The following is a 24,921-nucleotide window of genomic DNA, read 5'->3' as shown; positions in this document are numbered from 1 at the left end:
AAAAAAGTAAAATTTACAATAACACATTGAAATATCTCATAAAATATACATTTTTATTGATTAATACATAATTGTGCTCGTGAACAATATGAAATATATCAAAATAATGTAGATTTGTTCAGTCTGGTTTTTTCCGATTAAGAGTAAAACCAGAACTGTCGTGCAAACAACCTTTTTCAACCAAGCTCCTTAATGGAAATCTCGAACATTGATATTGCGATCGTCCTTGCCTATGTGATAGGGGTTCTGGTGCTCGGATTTTATCTTTCCAAAAGAGCATCAAAGAATTTGGAATCCTATTTTTTGGGCGGCAACCAGCTTCCATGGTACTATTTGGGTTTGAGCAATGCATCCGGTATGTTCGATATCTCAGGGACCATGTGGACAGTTGGAATTTTGTTTGTCTACGGGCTTAAAAGTGCCTGGTTACCCTGGCTCTGGCCTGTATGGAACCAGGTTTTTGTATTTGTTTACTTAGCCATTTGGATGAGACGATCCAATGTAATGACAGGGGCTGAATGGATTACCTTCCGTTTTGGAGATGGAAAAGGAGCCAAACTGTCGCACATCATCATTGTCATTTTTGCGGTAATTAGTGTTCTTGGATTCATCGCATACTTTTTTGAGGGAATAGGAAAATACTCCACTTCCATTTTACCTTGGGATTTAGGCTTTGACTTTTTTGGTTATCACGTTTCATCTGCAAAAAGCTATGCTTTGTTGATTTGCGGACTCACTTCGCTCTATACGGTAAAGGGAGGAATGCATAGTGTTGTGGCCACAGAGGTTATGCAATTTGTGATTATGACCATTGCCTGTATCGGGGTTGGGATTATTGCATATAACATGGTGGATGCCGGTCAAATAGATAAGGTTGTCCCTTCTGGTTGGAAGGACTTAATGTTTGGCTGGAACTTGAATCTGGATTGGAGTAATGCTGCCTTTCCGCAGGTAAATTCCAAAATTTCCAAAGATGGCTTTGATCTCTTTGGACTGCTTTTTATTTTGATGGTGCTCAAGGGAATTTTTGCTTCCATTGCAGGCCCGGTGCCTTCCTATGATATGCAACGGATATTGGCCACCAAAACCCCAGGAGAAGCCGCCAAAATGAGCTTTCTGACCATTTGCGTGCTCTACATTCCCCGTTATTTTATGATTGTTGGTTTCACAGTATTATCTCTTGTGTATTTAGGCCCTGAGCTTCTGGCAATGGGGGAGAACATCGATTTTGAACAAGTGCTGCCCATGGCCATCAACAAATTCCTCCCAGTAGGTTTAAAAGGGCTAATGTTAGCTGGATTTTTGGCGGCTTTTATGGGTACTTTCGCAGCTTTTGTAAATGCAGCACCAGCCTATCTGGTCAATGATATCTATAAAAAATACATCAACCCTGGAGCAACGGATAAACGCTTGGTCAGATTAAGTATATGGTCTTCGCTGGGTATGGTGATGGTGGGCATTGTATTTGGATTGAATGCAAGCTCCTTAAATGAACTGATCTTATGGTTAAGTTCTGCTCTTTATGGGGGCTACGTGGCGGCCAACGTATTGAAGTGGATTTGGTGGCGCTTTAGTGGAAACGGATATTTCTGGGGTATGCTCTTCGGACTGATAGCGTCCACGGTCAAGTTGTTTTTCTTCCCAGAATATGTAGACATTTTTGTATTCCCCATCATATTCCTGTTTTCTTTTTTGGGCTGCATCATTGGCACCTATATGGAGCCACTTCCCAATCGGGAAAAAGTAAAACAGTTTTACAAGCAGACCAAACCTTGGGGATTTTGGGGACCCATAAAAAAAGAAGTCATGCAAGAAGACCCGTCCTTTGTTCCCAACATGGATTTTAAACGCGATACATTTAATGTGGTTGTGGGAATCATTTGGCAAATGGCCCAGGTGGTTATCCCTATCTACTTTATGCTTCGTGAAAACACAGAAATGGTCATTTGGTCCGCTATATTGATTTTGACCAGCTATTTGCTCAAAAAATTCTGGTGGGATAACCTTAAAAACATGGACTAGATGGATAAAGGGTTAAGGATTAGCGCCACTTTTTTGGATGAAATCAGTCATGACATCCCGCACCAGAATTGGGGCAGAAAGGAATGGGATGCTGATTTTCAGCATATGAAGCAAATGGGCATTAATACCGTGGTGCTCATTCGCTGTGGCTTTCAAAAATTCCTTGCCTATCCATCCCCATATCTTATAGAAAATAGAGCCTGTTTTACCCCTCCAGTGGACTTGGTCCAACAATTTTTAGAGCTCTCGGAGAAGTATGGTATGGACTTCTATTTCGGAACCTACGATAGTGGGGAGTATTGGAAAACTGGAGATATGACCCATGAGATTGAAGTAAATCTTCGAGTTATTGAGGAAATCTTTAAAATGTATGGGCATCACAAGAGTTTCAAGGGATGGTACATAAGTTTGGAATTAAGTAGAAAGACAAAAGGAGCAATTGCGGCCATAGCGCAATTGGGCAAGCACTGTAAAGCGGTCAGCAATGATCTTCCGGTTTTGATCTCCCCCTGGATTGATGGAAAAAAAGCCGTAATGTCTTCCGAAGGTATTACAACTAAAAACCATGCAATTTCCTTGAAGGAACACGCCCATGAATGGGATGAAATTTTTCGAGGAATTAAAGGAGCGGTGGATATTGTAGCCTTCCAGGATGGTCATGTGGACTATGATGAACTTGAGGAATATTTGGTCGTCAACAAGAAACTGGCCGATACCTATGGAATGCAATCCTGGACCAATATTGAATCTTTTGATCGGGATATGCCCATTAAATTCCTGCCCATTAAGTTTGAAAAGTTGTTGTTGAAAATGCAAGCGGCCCAACGGGCTGGCTGTAAAAAGGCGATCACATTTGAGTTTTCCCATTTTATGAGTCCGCAATCTTCCTACTTGCAGGCAGGTCACTTGTACAATCGATATATGGAGTACTTTGGAGATTCCCTTAAAACCAACAAAACGTAGATGGTTTGAAAAAATATGCCCAACTATACCGTTCGGAGCTTTTGGAGCAGGTCATTCCATTTTGGGAACGATTTTCCATGGATCAGGTAAATGGTGGCTATTTTACCTGTCTAACTCCAAAAGGCACGGTATACGATACGGACAAGTTTGTTTGGTTACAGGCAAGACAGGTTTGGATGTTCTCTAAATTGTACAATTCCTTGGAGTCAAGGGCAAGTTGGAAAGCAATGGCCAAAAATGGCATCGAATTTCTGGAGAAATATGGTCGGGATGAAGGGGGGAATTGGTACTTCTCCCTAGACCAAAAAGGGAAACCCTTGGTTCAACCTTACAACATCTTTGCGGATTGTTTTGCCGCCATGGCATTTGGTGAATACTACAAAGTGGAGGGAGATGAGACCTATGCCAAAATTGCTCATGACACCTTTCAAAATATTTTGGCAAGACAACACAACCCCAAAGGGAAATACAACAAAAAATACCCTGGAACCCGAGATCTCCAAGATTTTGCCCTACCCATGATCCTTTGCAATTTGGCCTTGGAATTGGAACACCTATTGGAAGGAAAACAGGTAGAAGAATTAACAGATTCTGTCATTGACCTAATCATGAACCAGTTCTACAATGCTAAAACAGGTCTGGTTTATGAAAATATATCATCAAATTGTGGATTTGTGGACAGTTTTGATGGAAGGTTGATAAACCCTGGACACGCTATAGAGGCCATGTGGTTTGTGATGAATGTTGGTTTAAAAAGAAAGGACCAGCAATTGGTCAATAAGGCAGAGGCAATCATGTACCAACAACTGGAAAACGGCTGGGATGAAACTCATGGAGGTATTTTTTATTTTCTGGATTCCAAAGGTCATCCCCCTGAAAAACTGGAATGGGACCAAAAATTATGGTGGGTACATTTAGAAACTTTGGTGGCCTTGGCCAAGACGTATGCTTTTAACCAAAGTCCCAAGGCCGAAGCTTGGTTTGGAAAAGTGCATGACTATACATGGAATCATTTTAGGGACCCGGTTAACAGAGGGGAATGGTACGGTTATTTAAATCGAAAGGGAGAACTTTTGTTAGATCTAAAAGGAGGCAAATGGAAAGGCTGTTTTCATGTGCCCCGTTCTTTGTACGAGATTTCAAAAGCAGTGGATCAGTAAGCCCAATTTTTATGAAAACACTAAGCTATCGGAAATACCTAATACTATTCATAGCCGTACTGACTTTTGGCCTTAGTTTTTCGCAATCAGGAAAGGGGGTATGGCTTACTGATGTGGCAAGCAAGGCATTGGATTCCAAAGCAGGCATACAGGATGCCGTCTCAAGATGTAAGGCCATAGGATTGGAACATATCTACGTGGTGGTATGGAATCGCGGACATACGACATACCCAAGTGAGGTAATGGAACAAGAATTTGGGGTCAAGGTAGCTCCTAGGTTTTCCAAGTTTGATGTGCTTCAGACGTTGATAGACGAAGCGCACAAGGAAGGTTTGAAAGTGCATGCGTGGTTCGAGTTCGGGTTCTCATCCAGTTATCAAGAGGAAGATGGGGGACATATCCTACGGAAAAAACCGGAATGGAAAGCCATTGATGCGGATGGAAATCTGGTATCCAAAAATGGATTTCAATGGATGAACGCGTTTGATCCAGAAGTTCAGGATTTCTTATTGTCTTTGATAGTTGAGGTAGTAAAAAATTATGATATCGATGGAGTGCAAGGAGATGATAGGCTTCCGGCCAACCCTTCCACCTCGGGTTATGATACCTATACTGTCGCAGAATACAAAAAGGAACACAACAATCAGCTCCCTCCCAATGACTACAGGGATAGTACTTGGATTGATTGGCGGGCAAAGAGACTGAACCTATTTGCGGAGAAGGTTTATAAAATGGTCAAAGCTATCAAACCTGAAGTTCTGGTGACGATGGCCCCAAGTATTTTCCCATGGAGTAAGGAAGAATACCTTCAAGATTGGCCAACCTGGGTGCAAAATGGATGGGTAGATCAAATTATTCCGCAGGTATATCGATACAATATGAAAGCGTATCGTTCAACACTGGAAGCAAACTTAGAGTTCATGCCCATGGGCAAAATGGACCTTTTTGTGCCAGGGGTGTTATTAAAAGTTGGGGATTATTCACCTTCCAAGCGATTTTTAAAAAGAATGGTCAAAACCAATAGAGATAAGGGTTTGCAGGGTGAAGTATTCTTTTTTTATGAGGGCTTAATGGACCATGAAGCCTTTTTCAAATCAGTATATCCAAAAATGTAGATGGAATGAAAAAAATAATTGGGCTTATCGTTTTCAGCATGGCTTTTGTTTTTGCCAATGCACAAAAGGAAGTGGATATTGTTATTGTAGGTGGAGGTGCGGGGGGTACGTCCGCTGGAATTCAAGCCGCACGCATGGGTGCCAAGGTTCAGATTATTGAAAAAACCTCATGGTTGGGGGGGATGCTCACCTCTGCAGGGGTTTCGGCAATAGACGGAAATCACAAAATGCCATCGGGGATTTGGGGCGAATTCCGTCAAAAACTATATGATTATTATGGAGGACCCAAGGCTGTCGCAACAGGATGGGTCAGTCACACTCTTTTTGAACCCTCCGTAGGGAAATCGATTTTAACAGAAATGGCCAAGCATGACAATTTGGAAATTGAGTACAAGGCCAGCTTTAACGGTATCGAAAAAATGGATGGCAAGTGGTTGGTGCGATACAAAAAGAAGGGCAAATCATTTTCCACCAAGGCTTCCATTCTAATTGATGCTACCGAAACGGGGGAACTGCTGCCTTTGGTTGGGGCTGATTTTCGTTTGGGAATGGATTCCAAAGCGGATACTGGGGAAAAGGAAGCACCTGAAAGTGCCAATTCCATAGTACAGGATTTAACCTATGTAGCCATCCTAAAGGATGTTGGGGATGAAAAAAATCGCAGAGGTCTCGTAAAAAAAACAAAAAACTATAACCCTGATGCCTATGCCTGTGCCTGCAAGCGCGAAGGGGGTGAAATGTTTGGCTCCGTAGCGGATTGTGATCAAATGTTGACCTATGGGAAATTACCGAATGACAAATACATGATCAACTGGCCCAATTGTGGGAACGACTTTTTTGTGGATTGGCCTGAAATGACCCAAGTCCAGCGAGAAGAAGCATTGAAGCAGGCAAAGGATTTTACCCAAGGTTTTGTGTACTATATCCAGAATGAATTGGGCTACAAAAATTTGAGGTTGGCCAATGAATTTCCCACCAAAGATAATTTCCCAATGATTCCGTACCATAGAGAAGGGAGAAGAGCCAAGGGAAAAACATTTTTGGTCGTGGATCATTTGGAGTGCCCCTATGATTTTAACTTGTACAAAACTGGCGTGGCTGTTGGGGATTATCCCATAGACCATCATCATGATAAGAACCCGGATACCCCAAAAATAGAGTTTATCAATATCAAGGTTCCGTCGTATTCCATTCCCATGGGCAGTTTGGTTCCGGAGCAGGTGGATAACTTTTTGGTTTCCGATAAGAACATCAGTGTGTCCAACATTGTCAACGGGACCACTCGTTTGCAACCCGTGGTCTTGGGTATTGGACAGGCTGCAGGAACCATAGCGGCCATTGCTGTAAAAGAGCAAACCAATACAACGGATGTATCCATAAGGCAAGTACAGCAAGCGCTTTTGGAGAGCAAGGCCTATATCATGCCGTTTGTGGACGTTGCACCAGATGATAATGCGTTTGAATCCATACAACGAATTGGAGCTACTGGGATTCTCAAAGGATTTGGGATACCCTACAAATGGGCCAATGAGACCTGGTTTTATCCTGATAGGATTGTCTCGGAATTTGAATTGAAAAATGGCTTGTTACCCCTATATCCGAAGCTAAAAAATGAGCATGCTTCTGGAGCAGGAGTTACTCCACAGTTCTTGGCAACTATGTTGAGTACGATCAATCAAGAAATCCACTTGGATGTAATCAAAGAAATTTGGGTTTCAGAAGACATTAAAATCCCATTTTCCGCATCTGCACAGCTTGACCGACGTACAGTTAGTATTCTGATAGACAAACTGTTAAACCCCTTTGTGGTTGAGGTGGATTTCCACGGAAAGTTCAAATAAAAAAAAGCGTTTATTGACACTTTTTCTTGCTTAAAATTGTTGCAATTGCACGTATATTTACCCTCGCAAATAAAAAGAAAAAGATAAGCGAGAAATGCAGGTAACGAATACCATTTTAATGGTTAGGCCGGTCAATTTCAGGATGAATGAGCAAACGGCCGTTAACAACTATTTTCAGGAACAACCCGAGCTTACAGCAACCGAAATTAATGCAAGGGCGCAGCAGGAGTTTGATGCCTTTGTGACCAAGCTTAGGGGTCACGGGGTTCAAGTAGTCGTGATAGAAGATACCAAGGAGCCGGATACCCCGGATTCCATTTTTCCCAATAACTGGATTTCCTTCCATGCTAGCGGAACCGTTTGTGTTTACCCCATGTTTGCCGAAAATCGTAGGAAAGAACGGAGGGAGGACATTTTTGATGTTTTGGAAGCGGAAGGATTTGTAATCAACAATGTCATGGATTACACTGCTGCGGAGGAAGAAGGTATTTTTTTGGAGGGTACTGGAAGTATTTTAAAGGATCGTGTAAATCAAAAAGCATACTGTGCCCTGTCTGAAAGAGCCCACGAGGAACTGTTTATAGAGTTCTGCGAAGATTTTGATTGCTTTCCTGTCATCTTTACGGCCAATCAGACAGTAGATGGGCAACGTTTACCTATTTACCACACCAATGTAATGATGGCCATGGCAGAAACCTTTGCGGTAATCTGCTTGGATACCATAGATGACAAAAAAGAGCGCAAAAGCGTGGTGGAACATCTGAAGGCCGATGGAAAAGAAGTCATTGACATTACCGAAGAACAGATGTATCAATTTGCGGGCAATATGTTGCAGGTGGTTGGCGCTGAAGGGCAACGATACATGGTAATGAGTTCCGCAGCTTTTAACAGCTTGCGCCCGGACCAAATTGCAGCTATAGAAAAGCATTGCCCAATAATCCATAGTTCACTGGACACCATAGAAACCTGTGGAGGTGGCTCGGCCCGCTGCATGATGGCTGAGGTTTTTTTGCCGAAAAGTTAAAAAGGTCAGATAACAGTTCATTTCGTATCTTGATTAGGCCCTGATACAAACCAGGGTTAAATATGGATAATCCAAGAAAGCTTATCTCGGCATTGTTGGTTTTAGGAGCGTCCCTGTGTATCGGATGCACCAACCCAAAAGGTATTGTCAAGTTTGAACCGGGCAACATTTCTACAAAAGCCGTAGAGTATGCCTGTACCTTTTCTTCTGACGGCAAGGAAATCTACTTTGCCAGAAGTGAACAAGCATGGGGCAGTGGGGATATGAAAAGTGCCATTTACCGAGCAGAAAAGAAAAATGGTACATGGTCTACTCCCAAAGTAGCTTCATTTTCCGGAGTCTATGACGATAGTGACCCACACTTGACCAAAGATGGGAATACACTTTACTTTGTTTCCAACAGACCATCAGCTAACGCAACTAGATCAGCGGACATTTGGACGGTGACCAGAAATGAAAGGGGTTCATGGGGAAAACCTTCGGTTTTATCCTATCCCATAAATTCTGAAAAAACGGAATATAGTCCCCGTACGGATGGGGAAGGCAACCTCTATTTTGCCTCGGACCGACCCGACGGTTACGGGCAAGGAGATTTGTATGTGTCTAAATTGAAAGATGAGGAATTTCAACCGCCTATTAACATGGGAAGCACGCTTAACTCGCCCTTTGGCGAATGGAATTTGGAAGTCAATCTCAAGGGTGACCTGATTATTTTTGAGGCTTCACAACGCGATACCAACGTTTCACCCTATGGAGACTTCTATATCAGTTTTAAGCAGGACAACGCTTGGACACAGCCCCAAAATATGGTTGAACTGAACACTTCTGGTAGTGACCTTTATCCTTATTTGACCAAAGATGGCAAATATCTATACTACACTAGCAGCGATAGCTTAAAAGGGAAAAGCACCCATATTTATGTTACTGAGTTTAGGAAGTTGCGATGGAAGTATAAACAGCAATCCAACAACTTGAAGGATTGAAGAAAACACTAAAAAGGGCCGCATTGCGGCCCTTGAATTAAATAAAACATGTTTTTACGGAACAATAACCTCAAAGTCACTATCACTATGGATTATCTGACCACCGATGTTCACCTCGATTAATCCCGTGGTAGCTTCCATCGGTACTGCGACTTCTATTTGTTCACCTGATGAAGAAGTGACTTCAGCAACTACGCCATTGAAGGTTACGCTAATGGCTCCGTGATTGAATTCGGTGCCTGTAATGGTTATCTTGGCGCCTATTGGCCCCTCAAGTGGGTCAATTTGTGCAATGGTTGGTGGAGGTATCACCAAAAAAACTTTATCACTAACGATGGACTGTCCAGGGGTGGATAGTGTAATTGGTCCGTCCATAACATTCGCGGGAACTACCACCTCGATTTGATTGTCTGTTATACCATGAATGTCTGCCTTAAGGTCATTAAAATAAATGGCAATGGGCACACCAGAAAGAAAGTTGCTGCCACTTAGGGTAACTGTCTGACCACCGAAGCTTTCAAAAGGTTCAAAACCGTAAAAGAAAAGTTCTTCGCCAAAAGAATAGGAACTTGTTCCGGTTACTTCCTCAACCCTTACAGTAATAGGGCCATGTACATCCCCTTCTGGAACAATTGCTTTTAGGCCTCCTTCGATAATTTCGGTTACAGCGGCTTCAATTCCATTGAATTTTACCAAATTTTCTTCTAGGGTGGCCCCAAAGTTCTTTCCATATATGGCGACTTCGGTTCCAGCACTACCAAATCCAGGATCAAATTTTTTGATTTTCGGTTCTGGGGTCTCAACTACCGTGAAGTCTTTTGTGGAGAAGCTGATGTTGTTGTCGGAAATCAGGCTAATACGGCCAGACTGTGCATTTTCAGGAACGACAACTTCAATTCCGTTTTCGGACACAGCATTTATTTTAGCAGCAATACCTTCAAATTTAACTGTAATTTCTTCTGCCGATACTCCATAGTTTCCACCACTGATGTGAACAATGGTCTTGCCAGCTTTTCCTTCGGCAGGACTGAATCCAGAGATGTAAGGTAAATTAACTGCAGAAATGTCCTTGGGGGATTCATCTTGACAGGACAAAATCAAAAGGCCTGTAAATAGTAGGCATAAATAAAGTGGGGTTTTCTTTCCCATAACTTAAGAATTTAAAATTTGGGATAAAGAAAGAGCGGGTGTTTGTAATTGGAGGGTACCAATTGATGGATGGCCGTTTTGGGTTGACGGATCTACAAAATGCCGTACTTTTTAAGGCTTAACCCCCTCCTAATGGCAGGGTGGGATATTTACTCCTCACTCACGGTAAACTCCCTAATGGCCCTATTCGGCTCCATAATGGTATAGCCCTTCCAAAACTCTGGATTATAGGCCGATAAGTAAGTGGCCTTTACGGTTTCATCCTCTTCCAAGGCTTCAAAATCGGTTTTGGAGACGGTATCGGAATCATATACCACCAGTTCGTATTTTTCGGTGTTGTAATTGACCAAGTCAAGCGCAAGGGAGAGTTCGTTCTGTTTTCTTCGGCCTTTAACGTGCTTGTTCTTCTCAATCACTTTTAGTGGTCTGTCCACCCCTATTTTACGTCCAAAAGTGAAATTCATGAATTTGAGCTGGTATTTATCCCCATCAAACTTGGAAAAAACCGTGCTGCCAAAATACTTGAGTTCTTGATAGCTAAAACCCAATAGCTTAATGCTACGTATGGTTTTTACATTTTCATAGTCCATGCGCATAATGGCAAAATCCTCAATGTTCACAAAAAGCTTCCCTTGAAAATCAGCACTGCGCTTTGGGGCAAAGCCCACAACATAAACTCCTTGGTTATCCAACTCGGAATAGCCCAAAAGTTCATATTCATAGCGGTTCAATTTTTTAACTACGTCCAATTTCGACTTTCCAAAAAACTGCTCGGTAATCTCGCTCAAAATATGCTTGCGGTTGCCCAAAAAGTAGTTTTTTTCCGGTTTTTTGAGTTCCTCTTGGATTTCAGCAGCTTCATCCTCATTTTCCAGAATGGAATCCACCGGCACTTTTTCCCCAAAAATCCCCGATTTGATCTTCAAATAAGAATCAGGTTTTACATTGGCTCTAAAAATAGCTTCCATTTTATCCGAAAGGGCTTCCATGGATCCCTCATTGCTTTTGTCATACAATTCGGCGGCCTTTATGATCTCTAGCTTGTTTTCCTCCCCATTTTTGTAGTAATCGCCCAAAGTTTCGGTATAATAGGCCGAATTCCTTGGGAGAATGGAAACAATGCTGTCTATCAAATGCTTGTCCAGTTCCGCAATAGTGGATTTTTTGAATTCGATGTCCATTTTCTGAAGCGTGTTAAAACTGGACTGCCTCAAAAAGAAACGCTGTTTTAATGGCTTCTTGTTGTAATTGATGGGAAGTTGTTCTTCTACACGTTCCATGATTTCATCAACCGTCAATTCCTTGTCAAATAGATAGACCCCTGTGAGTTCTATGGCTTTGGGAGAGACGGCAATGACACTATCTTGCAGTTGTTGCAAGGTAAAACCCGTTTTCTGATAACCCATGGAGGAGATATAAATGGAATCGGGAGCGACGGTCTCGTCCAAAATAAAGCTGAAACGACCCTCTTCATTGGTAATAACACCCCGGTGTTCCCCGTATTGGACAGTGGCATAAGGAATTCCCTTCTGGGTTTTGGCATCGATGAGTTTGGAGGCGATGGTCTGGGCCGAAAGATTGCCCAATGCCAGAAAAAAGCAAAGGGTAATGGCTGGATTGAATTTGGGCATCAGTTCGTTCTTTTGATTAAAGACAAGCGAAATAACAAAAGGGTTGCTTCAAGAGAGACGACTTTAACAGGAATTTGTAACAGTATTGCCCTTGAAGCTAGCTTTTGACCAAATTCCTGATCATTCCGCCAAAAATAAAATAGTGGAAAGGCAGCACGCTAAACCAGTACAAACGCCCTCGTAGCCCCTTGGGCCTAAAAGTGGCCGTTTGGTGTAGAATATTGTCTTCATCAATTCGGAATTCGAGCCAGGCTTCACCTGGAAGGCGCATTTCGGCAAAGAGTAACAGGCGTTTTGCTTTTTTATCCGCCAACAGCACCCGCCAAAAGTCTAGCGCGTCACCTGGGAACAGCTTGTCCACATGGGTTCGTCCCCTTCGAAGACCTGGGCCCCCGTTGACCTTGTCCAAAAAACCACGTATTTTCCACAGCCAGTTCCCATAGTACCAACCCGTTTCCCCGCCAATTTTCCAGATATTTTCCAAGGTTTGCGAAGGGTTTTTAGCTGCTTTGGACTGTTTATCCACCAAAACGCCGTATTTGGGCACTTGGATGTACTTTTGCAAGCCTTCCTTTATCTGGCCGCTGGCGATACTATCCTTCCAACTACTGACCACTTGGTTTTGTGCAATCTTTTTAAAGGCTCTATCAATCGCTTCTGGGTATCTAAGCGTTTCTATATTTAAAAGTTGTTGCAACCGATTATCCGAAGCAACGACCTCCATTTTCATACTGTCTACCAGGTTTATGGCCAATTTGTACGAAGTTGAGGTCACAAAATAGAGCCAATACGAAGAGAGTTTCGGGGTCATCACGGGAACAGTGAAAATCCAATTTTTAAAGCCCCTGACCATGGCATATTGTTTCAACATGTCTTTATAGGTCAGAACATCCGGCCCACCAATATCAAAAGATTGGTTATAGGTCTCCTTTTTTCTCAGAACCCCAGTCAAAAACTGGATGATATCACGAATGGCAATGGGCTGTGTCTTGGTCAATACCCATTTTGGAGTGATCATAAAGGGTAATTTTTCACAGAGATCGCGAATGATCTCAAAAGATGAACTGCCAGAGCCTACAATGATGCCCGCGCGGAGCACCGTTAGATTGTATGTACCTTGGTATAGGATGTCCTCCACGTTTTTTCGAGAGCTGAGGTGCTTGGACAGTTTTTCCTCGTTAACTATTCCGCTGAGATAGATGACCTGTTCTACTTGGGTCTTCGCCATATGGGCATTGAAGTTTTTTGCTGCTTGGGCTTCCATTTGGTCAAAATTGGAAGTGGAGGAGGCCATGGAATGGATGAGGTAGTAAGCGACATCAATATCTTTGGGCAGGTTGTCAAGTCCGCCTGTCTTTAAAAAATCAACTTCGACTACCGTTATCTGAGTTCGAACACTGGCGTCAATGGAGAATCTTTTTTCGTCCCGTACAGCACAAACCACTTGATGCCCCAGTTCCAGCAAGCGAGGCAATAAGCGCATGCCAATATATCCATTGGCGCCTGTTAGCAGAATTTTCATAAATCTTCAATGGAAGTTGGGGTGTTGTCCGCTTTATGGTCCAACAGTTTTTTAAAAAATTTCTGGACAGCCTTGGTGTCAGATTTGACCTTGATAAAGTAATGGTCTTTATAGATCGAATAAACCGCGAAATCCCCTTTGTATATTTTGAGCTTGTAATACGGGATGATCAACCCATAGGTTTCCAAGAGCGATCGGAAGCGGACAATGATGCCTTTGGGACGAATCTCAATGTTGCACGTATTCAAATTGTTGTCCAGAATCAGTAGGTTTTGGATTTCCATACTGGTTTCGGTAATAAAAAGTTTAGGGGAGCCAATGCCGCCCAATGCCCATCGCTCTTTTAATGAAAAGGGCTTCCCAACTGTGGTATCAATCTTCTGTGTTCTGGATTTGTCGTTGTAGGAGACGTTCAAAAGCATCTTTAAAATTAACCAAAATCGTTGGGTTTGTTAGGAGCAAAGCCCATTATTCTTAGTGGAAACGCACAAAAAATATGTAGTTTTGCTGGCTGAAAAGCCCAGATACATGAGTTTGCAAAATGTAATTTCACAAAGTGTGATCAAAGCGGTAAGGGAGTTGTACCAAGTGGAACTTCCAACCGTTGAATTTCAACCTACCCGAAAAGATTTTGAAGGAGATATTACAGTGGTTGTTTTTCCCATGTTACGTTTTGTAAAGGGCAACCCTGTTGAAATTGGGAACAAGATTGGCGAATATTTACAGGAACATGTCGATGAGGTAGCCAAATTCAACGTGGTCAAGGGTTTTTTGAATCTTGTGGTCGAAGACGGTTATTATCTTGATTTTTTTAATTCTATAGTGGACCAAAAGGACTATGGGTATGTGAAAACAGCATCCAAAGATGCCGTGATGGTGGAATATTCTTCCCCCAACACCAATAAACCTTTGCATTTGGGCCATATCCGAAACAATCTTCTTGGATATTCGGTTTCGGAAATCCTTAAAGCGGCAGGAAAGAAGGTGTATAAAACCCAGATCATCAATGATCGTGGGATCCATATCTGTAAAAGCATGCTGGCCTGGCAGAAGTTTGGCGAAGGCGAAACCCCAGAATCATCAGGATTAAAGGGGGATCATTTGGTGGGGAAATATTATGTGGCCTTTGATCAGGCCTATAAAGCCCAGATTGCCGAGTTGGTGGATACGGGAACTCCCAAAGAACAAGCTGAAAAGGAGGCACCCATACTGTTAGAAGCTCAAGAAATGCTTCGGAAATGGGAATCAGGGGATACCGATACCGTTGCCCTTTGGAAAAAAATGAACGGCTGGGTCTATGATGGGTTTGATATGACCTACAAAAATCTAGGGGTTGATTTCGACACCTTGTACTATGAAAGTGACACTTACCTCTTGGGTAGGGATGTGGTAAAGGATGGTTTGGAGCGAGGCGTTTTCTTTAAAAAAGAGGATGGCAGCGTTTGGATAGACCTTACCGACGAAGGCTTGGATGAAAAGATTGTACTGCGATCGGACGGTACAGCAGTGTATATGACCCAAGATATTGGTACGGCCATTCAACGGGTCACCGATTTCCCAGACATCAAAGGTTTGGTCTACACGGTTGGGAACGAGCAGGATTATCACTTTAGAGTACTTTTCCTTATCCTTAAAAAATTGGGGTACCAATGGGCACAGCAACTGTACCATTTGAGTTATGGAATGGTTGATCTGCCTAGTGGAAAGATGAAGAGTAGGGAAGGCACCGTGGTGGATGCGGACGACTTGATCAGCAGTATGGAGGAAACCGCAGAGGAAATCTCCAAAGAGTTGGGCAAATTGGACGGTTACTCCGAAGAAGAAAGAAAAATGCTCTACCGTACTATTGGACTTGGGGCACTTAAGTATTACATCCTAAAAGTGGATCCCAAAAAACGAATCCTATTTAACCCGGAAGAGTCGGTGGATTTTCAAGGGAATACCGGGCCGTTTATCCAATACACTTACGCTCGGATTCAATCTATTTTGCGAAAAGCGGAAGATGTCGGGTCGAGCGCAGTCGAGACCTCTTTGAGCTTGCACGAAAAAGAGAAGGAATTGCTCAAGCAAATCCAGTTGTTTCCGGAAACGGTACAATTGGCAGCGGAAAATTATAGTCCGGCATTAATTGCCAATTATACATACGACCTCGTTAAGGAGTTCAACTCCTTCTACCAGCAGGTTTCCATTTTGGGAGAACCTGACGAAAACAAAAAGCATTTTAGGGTACAGTTATCCAGTAAAGTAGGGGAGGTCATTCAGTTGGCCTTTAGGCTATTGGGGATAGATGTTCCCGAACGGATGTAATGGATGGACTAGGGCTTACACCAACACAAAAAGAAATCGCTGCGCTTGTTTTAGCGGTTGGTTTGCTGTATGTTTTTGCCCGGGTAGGTTATCAGCAATTTTTTGGTGAGCGATTCACTTTTTATAATGTATTTCATCCTGTTCGACGGATTACGGCACGGGAACGAAATTTTATCAGTAGTTTTCTATTGCCGTATCGGCAATTCAATGATAAGGAACGCAAGATCTTCTTGAAACGCTTTGCCTGGTTCAAATCCAAAAAACCCTTTGTCTTTTATGGGGATATAGAGAACAAGGAGGAAATTAAGGCGTATGTTTCTGCATCGGCTATTTTATTGACCATGGGGATGAACGATTTCAGGTTTGAGAGATCTATTTCAAGAATTGTCATTTATCCTGATCAATATTACTCCAGAATCGGAAAAAGTCATCATATTGGAGAGTACAACCCAAACTTGAGAATCTTGGTTTTTTCTGCGGAAGACTTAGCCAAGGGATTCAGTATACCCAATGACAATAGGAATCTTGGCATTCATGAAGTGGCGCATGCGTTGATGTTCGAAACCAGAAAAAAAGCTTCCTGGGAAGCTCGCAGATTCAAAGTGGGTTTGATACAAATCAAAAATATTTTTGAATCCAGGGAGTTTCAGGATACCCTATCAAAAACGGACTACTTTAGGGATTATGGAATGACCAATTTCTATGAATTCTTTGCCGTAATGGCGGAGAATTTTGTGGAAAGCCCAAAACAATTTAAATCTGAGTATTCAGAGTTATACGATACGGTTAAAAGGATGTTCAATATGGAATTGATTTGACATATATGAGATTGACACAGATTGTATTAGCCCGTTGCAAATTTGTAGCTTCCGTGATTCAAAAAACCGTCAGTTCGAGTTTTTTCCGAAGGAAAAAGTATCGAGAACAAGGGTTTTATTTTAAAATTCCAATTCTCGATATAATTTTTCAGGGTAGAACCCTAGAAAACCACTCGAATTGACGAATTATTATCAACATACGACTTGGGTTGCACTCCTGTTTTTTCAGTGCGTCATTACCGTTGGAATTGCCCAGAAAAACATCGGTATTCACTCCCATAACGATTATGAACAAAGAATTCCCTTTTGGGATGCTTTTTCCGCTGGCGCAAAATCTATTGAAGCAGATGTGTTCTTAATTGAAGGCGAGCTTTTTGTGGCCCATGAAGAAGAAAATATCCTTCCTGAAAGAACCTTGGAAACTGTCTATTTGCTCCCGTTAAAAAGAGCGGAACAAATGTATGGGCGGGGGTCTATGGATTTTCAATTGATGATTGATGTTAAGTCAGAGGCCTATACAAGTCTGAAGGCTATTGTTGAACTTTTGGAAAAATACAAGTCCTATTTGAAGCCTTACAACAAAACAGGGGTTTCCATTGTTATCTCAGGTAATCGCCCTCAGGAGAAGGACTATTCCAACTATCCTGATTTTATCCTGTTTGATTGTCAGGACATATCAGGAATGCCGGAGCAAATGTGGTCTAAAGTGGCTATGATCAGCACCAGTTTCAGGAATTTCTCCAAGTGGAACGGGACAGAAGACATTTCTGAAAAGGATGAAAAAAAGGTGAACGAATTTGTGGAAAATGCCCGGAATTTTTCAAGACCAATTCGTTTTTGGGCAACACCTGATACGGAAAACGCTTGGGACAAATTAATATCTTGGGGAGTAAACTACATCAACACGGATAATCCGGAGGAGGTACAGGCCTATCTTAAAAAGAAAGTGCCGTCCCAACATAAATAAGTAAAGATTCCCGCTGTTAAAAATTGACCCTAAAACTAACGTTTGGGGTAAGGCCCAAGGAGATATTTTCCACTGTTTCAACCTGATTCTCCTCCGTGAGACGGTAGTATTTGTTCAAGCTGTTTTTTCGGTTGGTCATGTTCAGCAAGGACACGCCCGCATTGGCTTTTATTCTTTGGCTGATATTGAACTTGTAGATGGCTGATGCATCCATCCTGAAATAATCGTCCAATCTACTGCTGTTGGGTTCCTTGTAGTTGATTTGGGCGGGAAAAACAGAAGTGTCCACTGCCAAATCCCCATCTTGTGGCTCCGTAAAGGGCTTTCCAGACCTATAATTGACGCCAAGACTCAATTTGAGGTTGTTGTAGGTGTAGGTTCCCGCAAAGGTAAGGGTGTGCCTAATATCCAGGTTGTTGGGGAAACTGTTGGGGATGATAGTCTCAAAAGTATAGTCGTTTTTGTTGTAGGTATAGCTCAGCCAAGTACTGTAATTGTTTCCCTTTTTATTGACGAGAAATTCCATCCCCTTGACATCGTAACTCCCGATTTCGCCATCAAACTGGTTTTGGTTTTGAAACCCTTGTGTACTGGTACTGATACCATCCACTTTTTTGTAAAACCCTTCCAGTCCAATATAAAATTTGTTGGTATCGTAGTTGACACCTAGAGATCCTTGCTTACTTTGAGTGATGGGCAACGTGTCATCATCAGATAAAATCCAGCGTCTTTTTTCTATCCCAAGAAAGTTTTGTTCCAGGTCAATCACCTGATTTGTCGATTGACTTTTAAATTCGCCGAGAACCTCCATTCTGAAATTTGGGGCAAAGGCATAGCTCAAATTTAATCGAGGTTCCACCAAAAATTTGGTAAAGGTTCCCAGATTTTCCATGTAGTTTAGGCGCACTCCCGCTCTTCCAGCAAATTTAAGGTCATCGGTTTTGTAGCCAACCCCTGAATAAGGCGCATGGATTCGCACTACTCCCTTGATTTCGCTTTTAAAATTTGGTTGGTTAATGATAGTGGTATTGGCAATTCCCGTTTCTATGTATTGATAACCGTTGTTCCACTCAAAATTATCAGTCAATTTGTACTTGGTATCCAGCTTAAGAGCGGTCTCCAACACCTCGTTCCGTTGCAACAACAGTTGTATTTGGTTGGCAAAAATGCTCTCGGCATCCAAAACATACTTGGTGTAATACAGGTTTAGATTAGATGAGAAATTATTGGTCCAATCGCTATGCAATTGCCCCCCAACAGAAATGTTGGTCTGATCCAGGATACTGTTGGTGCTCTCAACATCGGTAAGGTTGGTTTCCGTATAGTCGAGGTTATTGGCCATTCCGATAAAATTCAGGCGTAACTGGTGATAATCATTGATGTCATAAAGCAGTTTGCCCGTAAAATCATAAAAGAAGAAATTCTCATTGCGAAGAATTTCATCATCTATGACCACATTATTTGCATTGGTGACTTCACTGTCCTGGAATGCTCGGTCGAAAAATTTGTTGTAGGTAGGGGTGTTCAAAAAATCAGTAGTGGAACGCCGTGCGGAAAATTGGAGTCCAAGTCTTTGGGTAACTGGAATTTGACCATAGATATCCCCACTAATGAAGTTAAATCCCGCCCCGCCTACAAAATAGTCCGTAAGCTCATTGCTGGTCTCCATTTTTATAACGCTACTTACCCCATCGCCAAACTCAGAGGGCGTGCCATTTTTAAAAACGGTGATTTTATCCGTGAGGTAAGGGTTAAAGGCAGAAATCAAACCAAAAAAGTGCCCTGATTGGTACATTTTGATACCATTCCACAAAATGAGGTTTTGGTCGTTGGTTCCCCCGCGAACGTTTATATCCGATACGGTCTCATCAATACTCTTAATTCCAGGAAGCGCTTGCACGGTTTGAAGAATGTCCGGTTCAATTAAGCCGGGCAAAATGCCAAAATCTGCTGTATTTAGGGTGATGCTGGCATCGGTTTCCTTGATAATACCGGTAGTCAGGAACTGGTAAACCACCACTTCTTGGAGTTGCTCGTAATGCTGAGCCAACAAGATTTTGGGGCAACCACCTTTTTTCATCAACTCTTCAACCGTTACATACTTGGTATTAAAACCCAAATATCGAATTTTTAGGGTTGCATTTCTGGGAATATCGGTTAACAGAAATGAGCCATCAGGGTCTGTAGCTTGGGCAATTTCGGTTCCAAAGACCTCTACTGTGGCACCTGGGATGTTATTTTCCGCAAAATTGTCCAAAACCTGTCCGCAGACACGGACCAAGGTATTTTTGCTAAGAGTGTAATAACGGTCGTTAAGCTTCTGGGATTTTATTTGGAGCTCGGAACCAATGAAATCCAGGATATCCTGTAAGGCCACCAGATTGTTGGGAACAGCGATGGTAATGCCTTCCAAGTCCTCATGGATATAGGAAAACTTAATGTCGAACTTTTCTTCAAGGGTCTTGATATAGGCCACAAGGGTTGCAGGTGTTCCAGATTCTACCTGTGCGCTTAGATTTGGGGTCAGGAGAAGTATAAACACCAAGAAGAGGCCTAATTGGCTGCTAAGGAGTCTTTTCAGCATAGAAAAGTACATTATCGCCCTCAAGTTTGTAATTCATTCGAGATGGGGTGCTTATACTTTTTAACGCCATATTTAAGTCTGTGTTGCTAAAAGTTCCTGTAAATAACAGATTCTTATCAACATTTTGTGTATTTACCTTTATATTGAACTGACGCTCCAGTTCATTAAGTACAAATTCCAATGGAATGCGCTCAAAAGAGCTTTCGTTGTTAACCCAGCTAGGTTGTGCGGTAATGGGTTTTTGGGCATCCACTATTTGACCCCCGATCACCACAAATGAACTACCTGCAGGCAATTGGGTTTCCGTATTGTTGTAGGTCACACTGACCAAACCTTCAAAACAGGTCACTTCAAAAAAGCCTTCCCTGTTTTCCACATTGAATTGGGTACCCAGGACGGCCACAGTTCCATGATTGGTGGAAACCGTGAATTTTTTTCCTTTGGCCACCTTAAAGAAAGCCTCACCTTTAAGGGCTACATTTCTTTCCTCATCCCAATTTTTTTCACTGTAAGAAATTCTGGAGTCTGCATTTAAAAGGATTTCCGAATTGTCAGGAAGAACTACTTCGGTGCGTTCCGCCAATTGTGTGGTAACGGATTCATCCAAAGTGTTTACATAGAAATAAGAGCCTGTCAACAAGATAGCAATGGCCGCTGCCACGCGCAAGAACTTCTTGAACGGGTGCAGTGCAACCACTTTTGGGGCGGCTCCAATGCGCTCGTCCATAAGCTTTTGAAAAGCTTGGTCCGCATTGAATTCGGGGGCTTCCATGGTGCTGGAAACCTCCTTGAGCTTATTGTAGGAAGCATAGGCATCGGACTTTTTAAACTCCGATAGCTCCGCTTCAGAAAGCTCTCCGCTAAGCCATTTTGCCAAATAATTCTCTTGCATGATTTCTATGCTTTACACATTAATAACAACTCACTTCCAATTTACCCTACTTCTTAAATTTTAAATTATTAATTCTTAATGCTTAATTGTTTCAATCAATTGGATGGCGAATGCCAATTTTTTTATTTACAATTAAACATTTTCAATTTAAAATTAAATACCATCGATCTGTTCCCTAAGGGTTTTTAGTGCCAAGTGCATCCGTTTTTCTATTGCTTTTACGCTCACCCCTTCCATTTCTGCAATTTCGGCGTATTTTTTACCATCTATTCGATTCAATAAAAAGGTGGTGCGCTGGTTTTCAGGTAAATCATTCAGGGCTTTGTCCAATTTTTCCTTGTACTGTTGTTCTTCCATCAAGAACTCAGGGGACTCATTGGAGTGTTCCAAAGTGGGGGCAGCATACTTCAATCTAACCTTTTCTGCCTTGAGCACATTTAGATACAGATTGTTGGCCACTGTATATAAATAGGATTTGGCCTTCTCCGGCACCACCTTGGCGCAATTCTCCCAAAGTTTCACAAAAGCCTCCTGCACAGCATCATGTGCCTTCTCCTCGTTGCCAAACTTATAATATATATAGTTGAATACCGTTTTGGAATTAGCCTTGAAAACAGAGCTAAAAACCTGCTCTTCGCAAACGTTGTCCATTTAGGAGGTTTTGTTTTGACCAAAGATATTTGAAAAAAAACAAAGATGAAGTAGGGTTTTTTATCGGTGAGTTGTTTTAAGATTGAATTCTAACTAAAAATCCAAATCGTTATGAAAAAGTTGATAAACTTAATGTATGCAGGCTTTGTGCTATTGGCCCTTACATTTACCTCCTGTCAAGATGAATTTGAAGAGGTGACAGGTGGTACTGAAAATGAGACCATCCAGGCAGATTCTTCCACTGCTTTGCTAATTGAGAAAACATCATCCAATGATGGTTCTTTTGACAATATTGTGGATGGTGCCAGTTGTATAGCACTTAAGTTTCCTTACACCGTTGAAGTAAACGGTATTGAAGTGAGCATTGATTCCCGTGAGGACCTTCACACTATCGAAGATATTTTTGATGAAGTGGATATTGACGATGATATCCTTGAAATTATTTTCCCTATTACAATTACTCTGGCTGATTTTACCGAAGTAGTTATCGAGAACGTTGAACAACTGCGTGAATTGGCTGCCGAATGTAAGGAAGGTGGAGATGATGATGACATTGAATGTATCGACTTTGTATATCCTATCACCTTATACACTTTTGACATCAATGAGCAACAGACCGGTGAGGTTACCGTTGAGAGTGATGAGCAGTTGAGAAGATTCTTTAAAGGATTGGAAGGTGATGATTTAGTGAGCATCCAGTTCCCAATTACTTTGAAAAAATATGACGGTACCGAAATCGTTGTGGATAGCAATGCAGAATTGGCCCGAGCATTGGAATTGGCCAAAGATGAGTGTGATGAGGATGACGACAATGATTATAACGATGACGACTTTGATGAAGAAAGGTTCGATTTCTGTTTGACCCAATGTCCATGGAAAATAATGGAGGTGGTTCGTGATGAGGTAAACCAGACTGATCAGTACTATGCTCGTATCATTAAGTTCTTTGAAGGCGGTGGTGTAACAGTTACCGATGGTTCTGGAAATATTGTGGAAGGAACTTGGAGCAGTAGTTTTACCGATCGTGGACCGCTATTGACCTTGGAGTTTGAAACTTTGGTTGACTTTAACTTGGAGTGGTTAGTGTACGAAATTGGTGATCATACCATCAAATTGTACAATGAGAACGGTAACAAGATCATTCTTAAGCAACTTTGTGAAGATGATCTACCAGGACCTGATACCTTGCGCGAAATCTTGAAGGAGTGCGAATGGGTTATCAAAAAGGTGAAAAACCAAGGAGAGGAAATTGACCGATTGCTAGGTTGGGAATTCAAATTCTTGCCAGAAGGTGTTGTAACCTTGAGCAACGGGGTAAATACTTCCGAAGGAACTTGGGAAATTGGAGAAAACAACGAAGGTGTTCTATCCTTACTGATCACTATGGGTGATGAGCCAGGTGTTAGCTTTGAATGGCCTTTAAGGGACTTGGACGACCATAGATTGAAGTTTGAAGTGGAGGAAGTGGACTATGAATTAACCTTGCTTCGAGTGTGTGATGATAACGCCAATGACGGGGATGTTACCGAAATCAGAAGTGCTATGAAAGATGGTACTTGGGTAGTGGCCTTGTATGAAGAAGATGATATGAACAAGACCGAGGATTTTGCCGGTTTGGACTTCTACTTCAATGAAATGCATCAAGTAAACGTGGACGAAAACGACAATCCGATCATCCAAGGTGTTTGGAGAGTTTTAAGAGGAGATGATAACTATTTAAAATTCTTCCTCAGCTTTGACCACGATGGTAAATTCAATGATATTACCGATGATTGGTACATTGAATCCGTGACCGCCAATCGTATAGAATTGGTTCACGAGGATGAAAATTCCACCGAAACTTTAGTTTTCGAGAAATTATAAGATTTTCCCCTATCTTTTTTTGAAAAGGACGGCTCTCCCCAAAGCCGTCCTTTTCTTTTTATTCTTAAATTTGTCCCTCCTTTTAAATGACGGGAACACATGTTCGATAATTTAAGTGAAAAGCTGGACAAGGCACTTCACGTCCTCAAGGGACGCGGCCAAATAACAGAGATCAATGTAGCGGAAACTGTGAAAGAGGTCCGAAGGGCCTTGTTGGATGCCGATGTCAATTTTAAGATTGCCAAAGAGTTTACCAATAAAGTAAGGGAAAAGGCCTTGGGGCAAAACGTGTTGACCACCTTACAGCCTGGTCAGCTCATGGTTAAGATTGTTAAGGATGAGCTTACCCAATTGATGGGGGGTGACGCTGAGGAAATTGATTTGTCGGGGAACCCTTCCGTGGTGCTAATGTCCGGATTACAAGGTTCGGGTAAAACCACCTTTTCCGGAAAATTGGCCAATTATCTTAAAAATAAGAAGAGCAAAAAACCGCTATTGGTTGCCTGTGATGTATATCGCCCTGCAGCGATTGACCAGCTTCATGTAGTTGGGGAGCAAATCGGTGTTGAGGTATACTCTGATCGGGAAAATAACGACCCCGTGGCCATTGCCAAAGCTGGGGTAAAGCATGCTAAATCCATCGGTTGCAATGTGGTAATCATCGATACCGCGGGTCGTTTGGCCGTGGATGAGCAAATGATGACCGAGATTGCCAATATTCATAAGGCCATTGAACCCCAGGAAACGCTTTTTGTGGTCGATTCCATGACGGGACAGGATGCTGTAAACACTGCCAAAGCATTTAATGACATCCTTAATTTTGATGGGGTTATTTTGACCAAGTTGGATGGTGATACCCGCGGGGGTGCAGCCATATCCATTAAGTCTGTTGTAGACAAGCCTATCAAATTTATCGGAACAGGTGAAAAGATGGAAGCCATTGATGTTTTCCATCCTTCACGTATGGCCGATAGGATTCTGGGGATGGGTGATGTGGTTTCCCTTGTGGAACGGGCTCAGGAGCAATTTGATGAGGAGCAAGCGCGGAAAATCCAAAAGAAAATAGCCAAGAACCGTTTCGGTTTTGACGATTTTCTGAGTCAGATCCAGCAAATCAAGAAAATGGGGAACATGAAGGACCTCATGGGAATGATTCCTGGAGCAGGAAAGGCTCTAAAAGGGTTGGATATCGATGATGATGCTTTTAAGCATATAGAAGCTATTATCCACTCCATGACCCCTGATGAGCGATCTACCCCATCCAAATTGAATGCAAGCCGAAAAAAGCGAATTGCGGCTGGAAGCGGACGTACCATACAAGAAGTCAACCAGTTGTTGAAACAATTTGAGCAGATGAGCAAAATGATGAAGATGATGCAAGGTGGTGGTGGCAAAAAGATGATGCAGATGATGCAGAACATGAGATAAC

The 24,921-nt window shown here is 42.2% G+C and carries 19 protein-coding genes; 12 read left to right on the top strand and 7 right to left on the bottom strand.

The features are described 5' to 3' along the window. Window positions 1-192 precede the first annotated feature (192 nt). From ACOOE0_RS01190 to ACOOE0_RS01160, 7 genes are all read left to right on the top strand, one after another. A complete protein-coding gene (locus tag ACOOE0_RS01190; RefSeq protein WP_420400669.1) occupies window positions 193-2,022 on the top strand; it encodes a sodium:solute symporter family protein in 1,830 nt (609 codons plus the stop codon). After that, the gene (locus ACOOE0_RS01185; RefSeq protein ID WP_420400668.1) at window positions 2,023-2,985 is read left to right on the top strand and encodes a DUF4434 domain-containing protein; all 963 of its coding nucleotides are present in this window, start codon (window positions 2,023-2,025) and stop codon (window positions 2,983-2,985) included. Between the two features lie 5 nt (window positions 2,986-2,990). Next, the gene (locus ACOOE0_RS01180; RefSeq protein WP_420400667.1) at window positions 2,991-4,145 is read left to right on the top strand and encodes an AGE family epimerase/isomerase; all 1,155 of its coding nucleotides are present in this window, start codon (window positions 2,991-2,993) and stop codon (window positions 4,143-4,145) included. Window positions 4,146-4,156: 11 nt separating this feature from the next. Next, the gene (locus ACOOE0_RS01175) at window positions 4,157-5,260 is read left to right on the top strand and encodes a glycoside hydrolase family 10 protein (RefSeq protein WP_420400666.1); all 1,104 of its coding nucleotides are present in this window, start codon (window positions 4,157-4,159) and stop codon (window positions 5,258-5,260) included. Between the two features lie 5 nt (window positions 5,261-5,265). Further along, entirely contained in the window at window positions 5,266-7,101 is a 1,836-nt protein-coding gene (locus tag ACOOE0_RS01170) for an FAD-dependent oxidoreductase (protein ID WP_420400665.1), read from the top strand. Between the two features lie 94 nt (window positions 7,102-7,195). Further along, on the top strand, window positions 7,196-8,125 hold the full coding sequence (gene ctlX, locus ACOOE0_RS01165) for a citrulline utilization hydrolase CtlX (RefSeq protein ID WP_420400664.1): 930 nt from the start codon (window positions 7,196-7,198) through the stop codon (window positions 8,123-8,125). A 62-nt stretch (window positions 8,126-8,187) separates the two neighbouring features. Continuing rightward, window positions 8,188-9,108 (top strand): TolB family protein, encoded by a 921-nt coding sequence (locus ACOOE0_RS01160; RefSeq protein ID WP_420400663.1) that lies wholly within the window; start codon window positions 8,188-8,190, stop codon window positions 9,106-9,108. 54 nt (window positions 9,109-9,162) lie between these two features. On the opposite strand, the gene ACOOE0_RS01155 is transcribed toward ACOOE0_RS01160, so the two are convergent. The 4 genes from ACOOE0_RS01155 to ACOOE0_RS01140 form a co-directional block, all read right to left on the bottom strand. Continuing rightward, window positions 9,163-10,257 (bottom strand): IPT/TIG domain-containing protein, encoded by a 1,095-nt coding sequence (locus ACOOE0_RS01155; protein WP_420400662.1) that lies wholly within the window; start codon window positions 10,255-10,257, stop codon window positions 9,163-9,165. A gap of 149 nt (window positions 10,258-10,406) precedes the next feature. Next, complete coding sequence (locus tag ACOOE0_RS01150; protein WP_420400661.1) at window positions 10,407-11,888, bottom strand: carboxypeptidase-like regulatory domain-containing protein; 1,482 nt, start codon at window positions 11,886-11,888, stop codon at window positions 10,407-10,409. 97 nt (window positions 11,889-11,985) lie between these two features. Next, window positions 11,986-13,410 (bottom strand): SDR family oxidoreductase, encoded by a 1,425-nt coding sequence (locus ACOOE0_RS01145; RefSeq protein ID WP_420400660.1) that lies wholly within the window; start codon window positions 13,408-13,410, stop codon window positions 11,986-11,988. Next, complete coding sequence (locus ACOOE0_RS01140) at window positions 13,407-13,832, bottom strand: hypothetical protein (RefSeq protein WP_420400659.1); 426 nt, start codon at window positions 13,830-13,832, stop codon at window positions 13,407-13,409. The genes ACOOE0_RS01145 and ACOOE0_RS01140 overlap by 4 nt, the downstream gene beginning before the upstream one ends. Before the next feature lie 106 nt (window positions 13,833-13,938). Between ACOOE0_RS01140 and argS the strand changes: the two genes are divergently transcribed. The 3 genes from argS to ACOOE0_RS01125 all read left to right on the top strand — a co-directional run bounded on the left by argS (window position 13,939) and on the right by ACOOE0_RS01125 (window position 17,502). Next, a complete protein-coding gene (gene argS, locus ACOOE0_RS01135; protein WP_420400658.1) occupies window positions 13,939-15,717 on the top strand; it encodes an arginine--tRNA ligase in 1,779 nt (592 codons plus the stop codon). Further along, the gene (locus ACOOE0_RS01130; protein ID WP_420400657.1) at window positions 15,717-16,535 is read left to right on the top strand and encodes a zinc-dependent peptidase; all 819 of its coding nucleotides are present in this window, start codon (window positions 15,717-15,719) and stop codon (window positions 16,533-16,535) included. Before argS ends, ACOOE0_RS01130 begins: the two co-directional genes overlap by 1 nt. A 178-nt stretch (window positions 16,536-16,713) precedes the next feature. Further along, window positions 16,714-17,502, top strand: coding sequence for a phosphatidylinositol-specific phospholipase C/glycerophosphodiester phosphodiesterase family protein (locus tag ACOOE0_RS01125; RefSeq protein ID WP_420400656.1), 789 nt, complete (start codon window positions 16,714-16,716; stop codon window positions 17,500-17,502). A 16-nt stretch (window positions 17,503-17,518) separates the two neighbouring features. Here ACOOE0_RS01125 and ACOOE0_RS01120 read toward each other — a convergent pair whose 3' ends face one another. The 3 genes from ACOOE0_RS01120 to ACOOE0_RS01110 all read right to left on the bottom strand — a co-directional run bounded on the left by ACOOE0_RS01120 (window position 17,519) and on the right by ACOOE0_RS01110 (window position 21,629). Further along, window positions 17,519-20,086, bottom strand: coding sequence for a TonB-dependent receptor (locus ACOOE0_RS01120; protein ID WP_420400655.1), 2,568 nt, complete (start codon window positions 20,084-20,086; stop codon window positions 17,519-17,521). Continuing rightward, window positions 20,067-20,978, bottom strand: coding sequence for a FecR family protein (locus ACOOE0_RS01115; protein WP_420400654.1), 912 nt, complete (start codon window positions 20,976-20,978; stop codon window positions 20,067-20,069). Before ACOOE0_RS01115 ends, ACOOE0_RS01120 begins: the two co-directional genes overlap by 20 nt. 153 nt (window positions 20,979-21,131) lie before the next feature. Continuing rightward, on the bottom strand, window positions 21,132-21,629 hold the full coding sequence (locus ACOOE0_RS01110) for an RNA polymerase sigma factor (protein ID WP_138835116.1): 498 nt from the start codon (window positions 21,627-21,629) through the stop codon (window positions 21,132-21,134). 111 nt (window positions 21,630-21,740) lie between these two features. Here ACOOE0_RS01110 and ACOOE0_RS01105 point away from each other — a divergent pair, with 111 nt between their 5' ends. Together ACOOE0_RS01105 and ffh are read left to right on the top strand one after the other, a co-directional pair. Continuing rightward, window positions 21,741-23,492 (top strand): hypothetical protein, encoded by a 1,752-nt coding sequence (locus tag ACOOE0_RS01105; RefSeq protein WP_420400653.1) that lies wholly within the window; start codon window positions 21,741-21,743, stop codon window positions 23,490-23,492. Between the two features lie 99 nt (window positions 23,493-23,591). Then, a complete protein-coding gene (gene ffh, locus ACOOE0_RS01100) occupies window positions 23,592-24,920 on the top strand; it encodes a signal recognition particle protein (RefSeq protein WP_420400652.1) in 1,329 nt (442 codons plus the stop codon). The last annotated feature ends 1 nt before the right edge of the window (window position 24,921 follow it).

The sequence above is a fragment of the Flagellimonas sp. genome, from assembly GCF_965215805.1.
Taxonomy (GTDB): Bacteria; Bacteroidota; Bacteroidia; order Flavobacteriales; family Flavobacteriaceae; genus Flagellimonas.
Note: the sequence above shows the minus strand (reverse complement) of the source record. Positions and strands in the feature narration are given on the sequence as shown.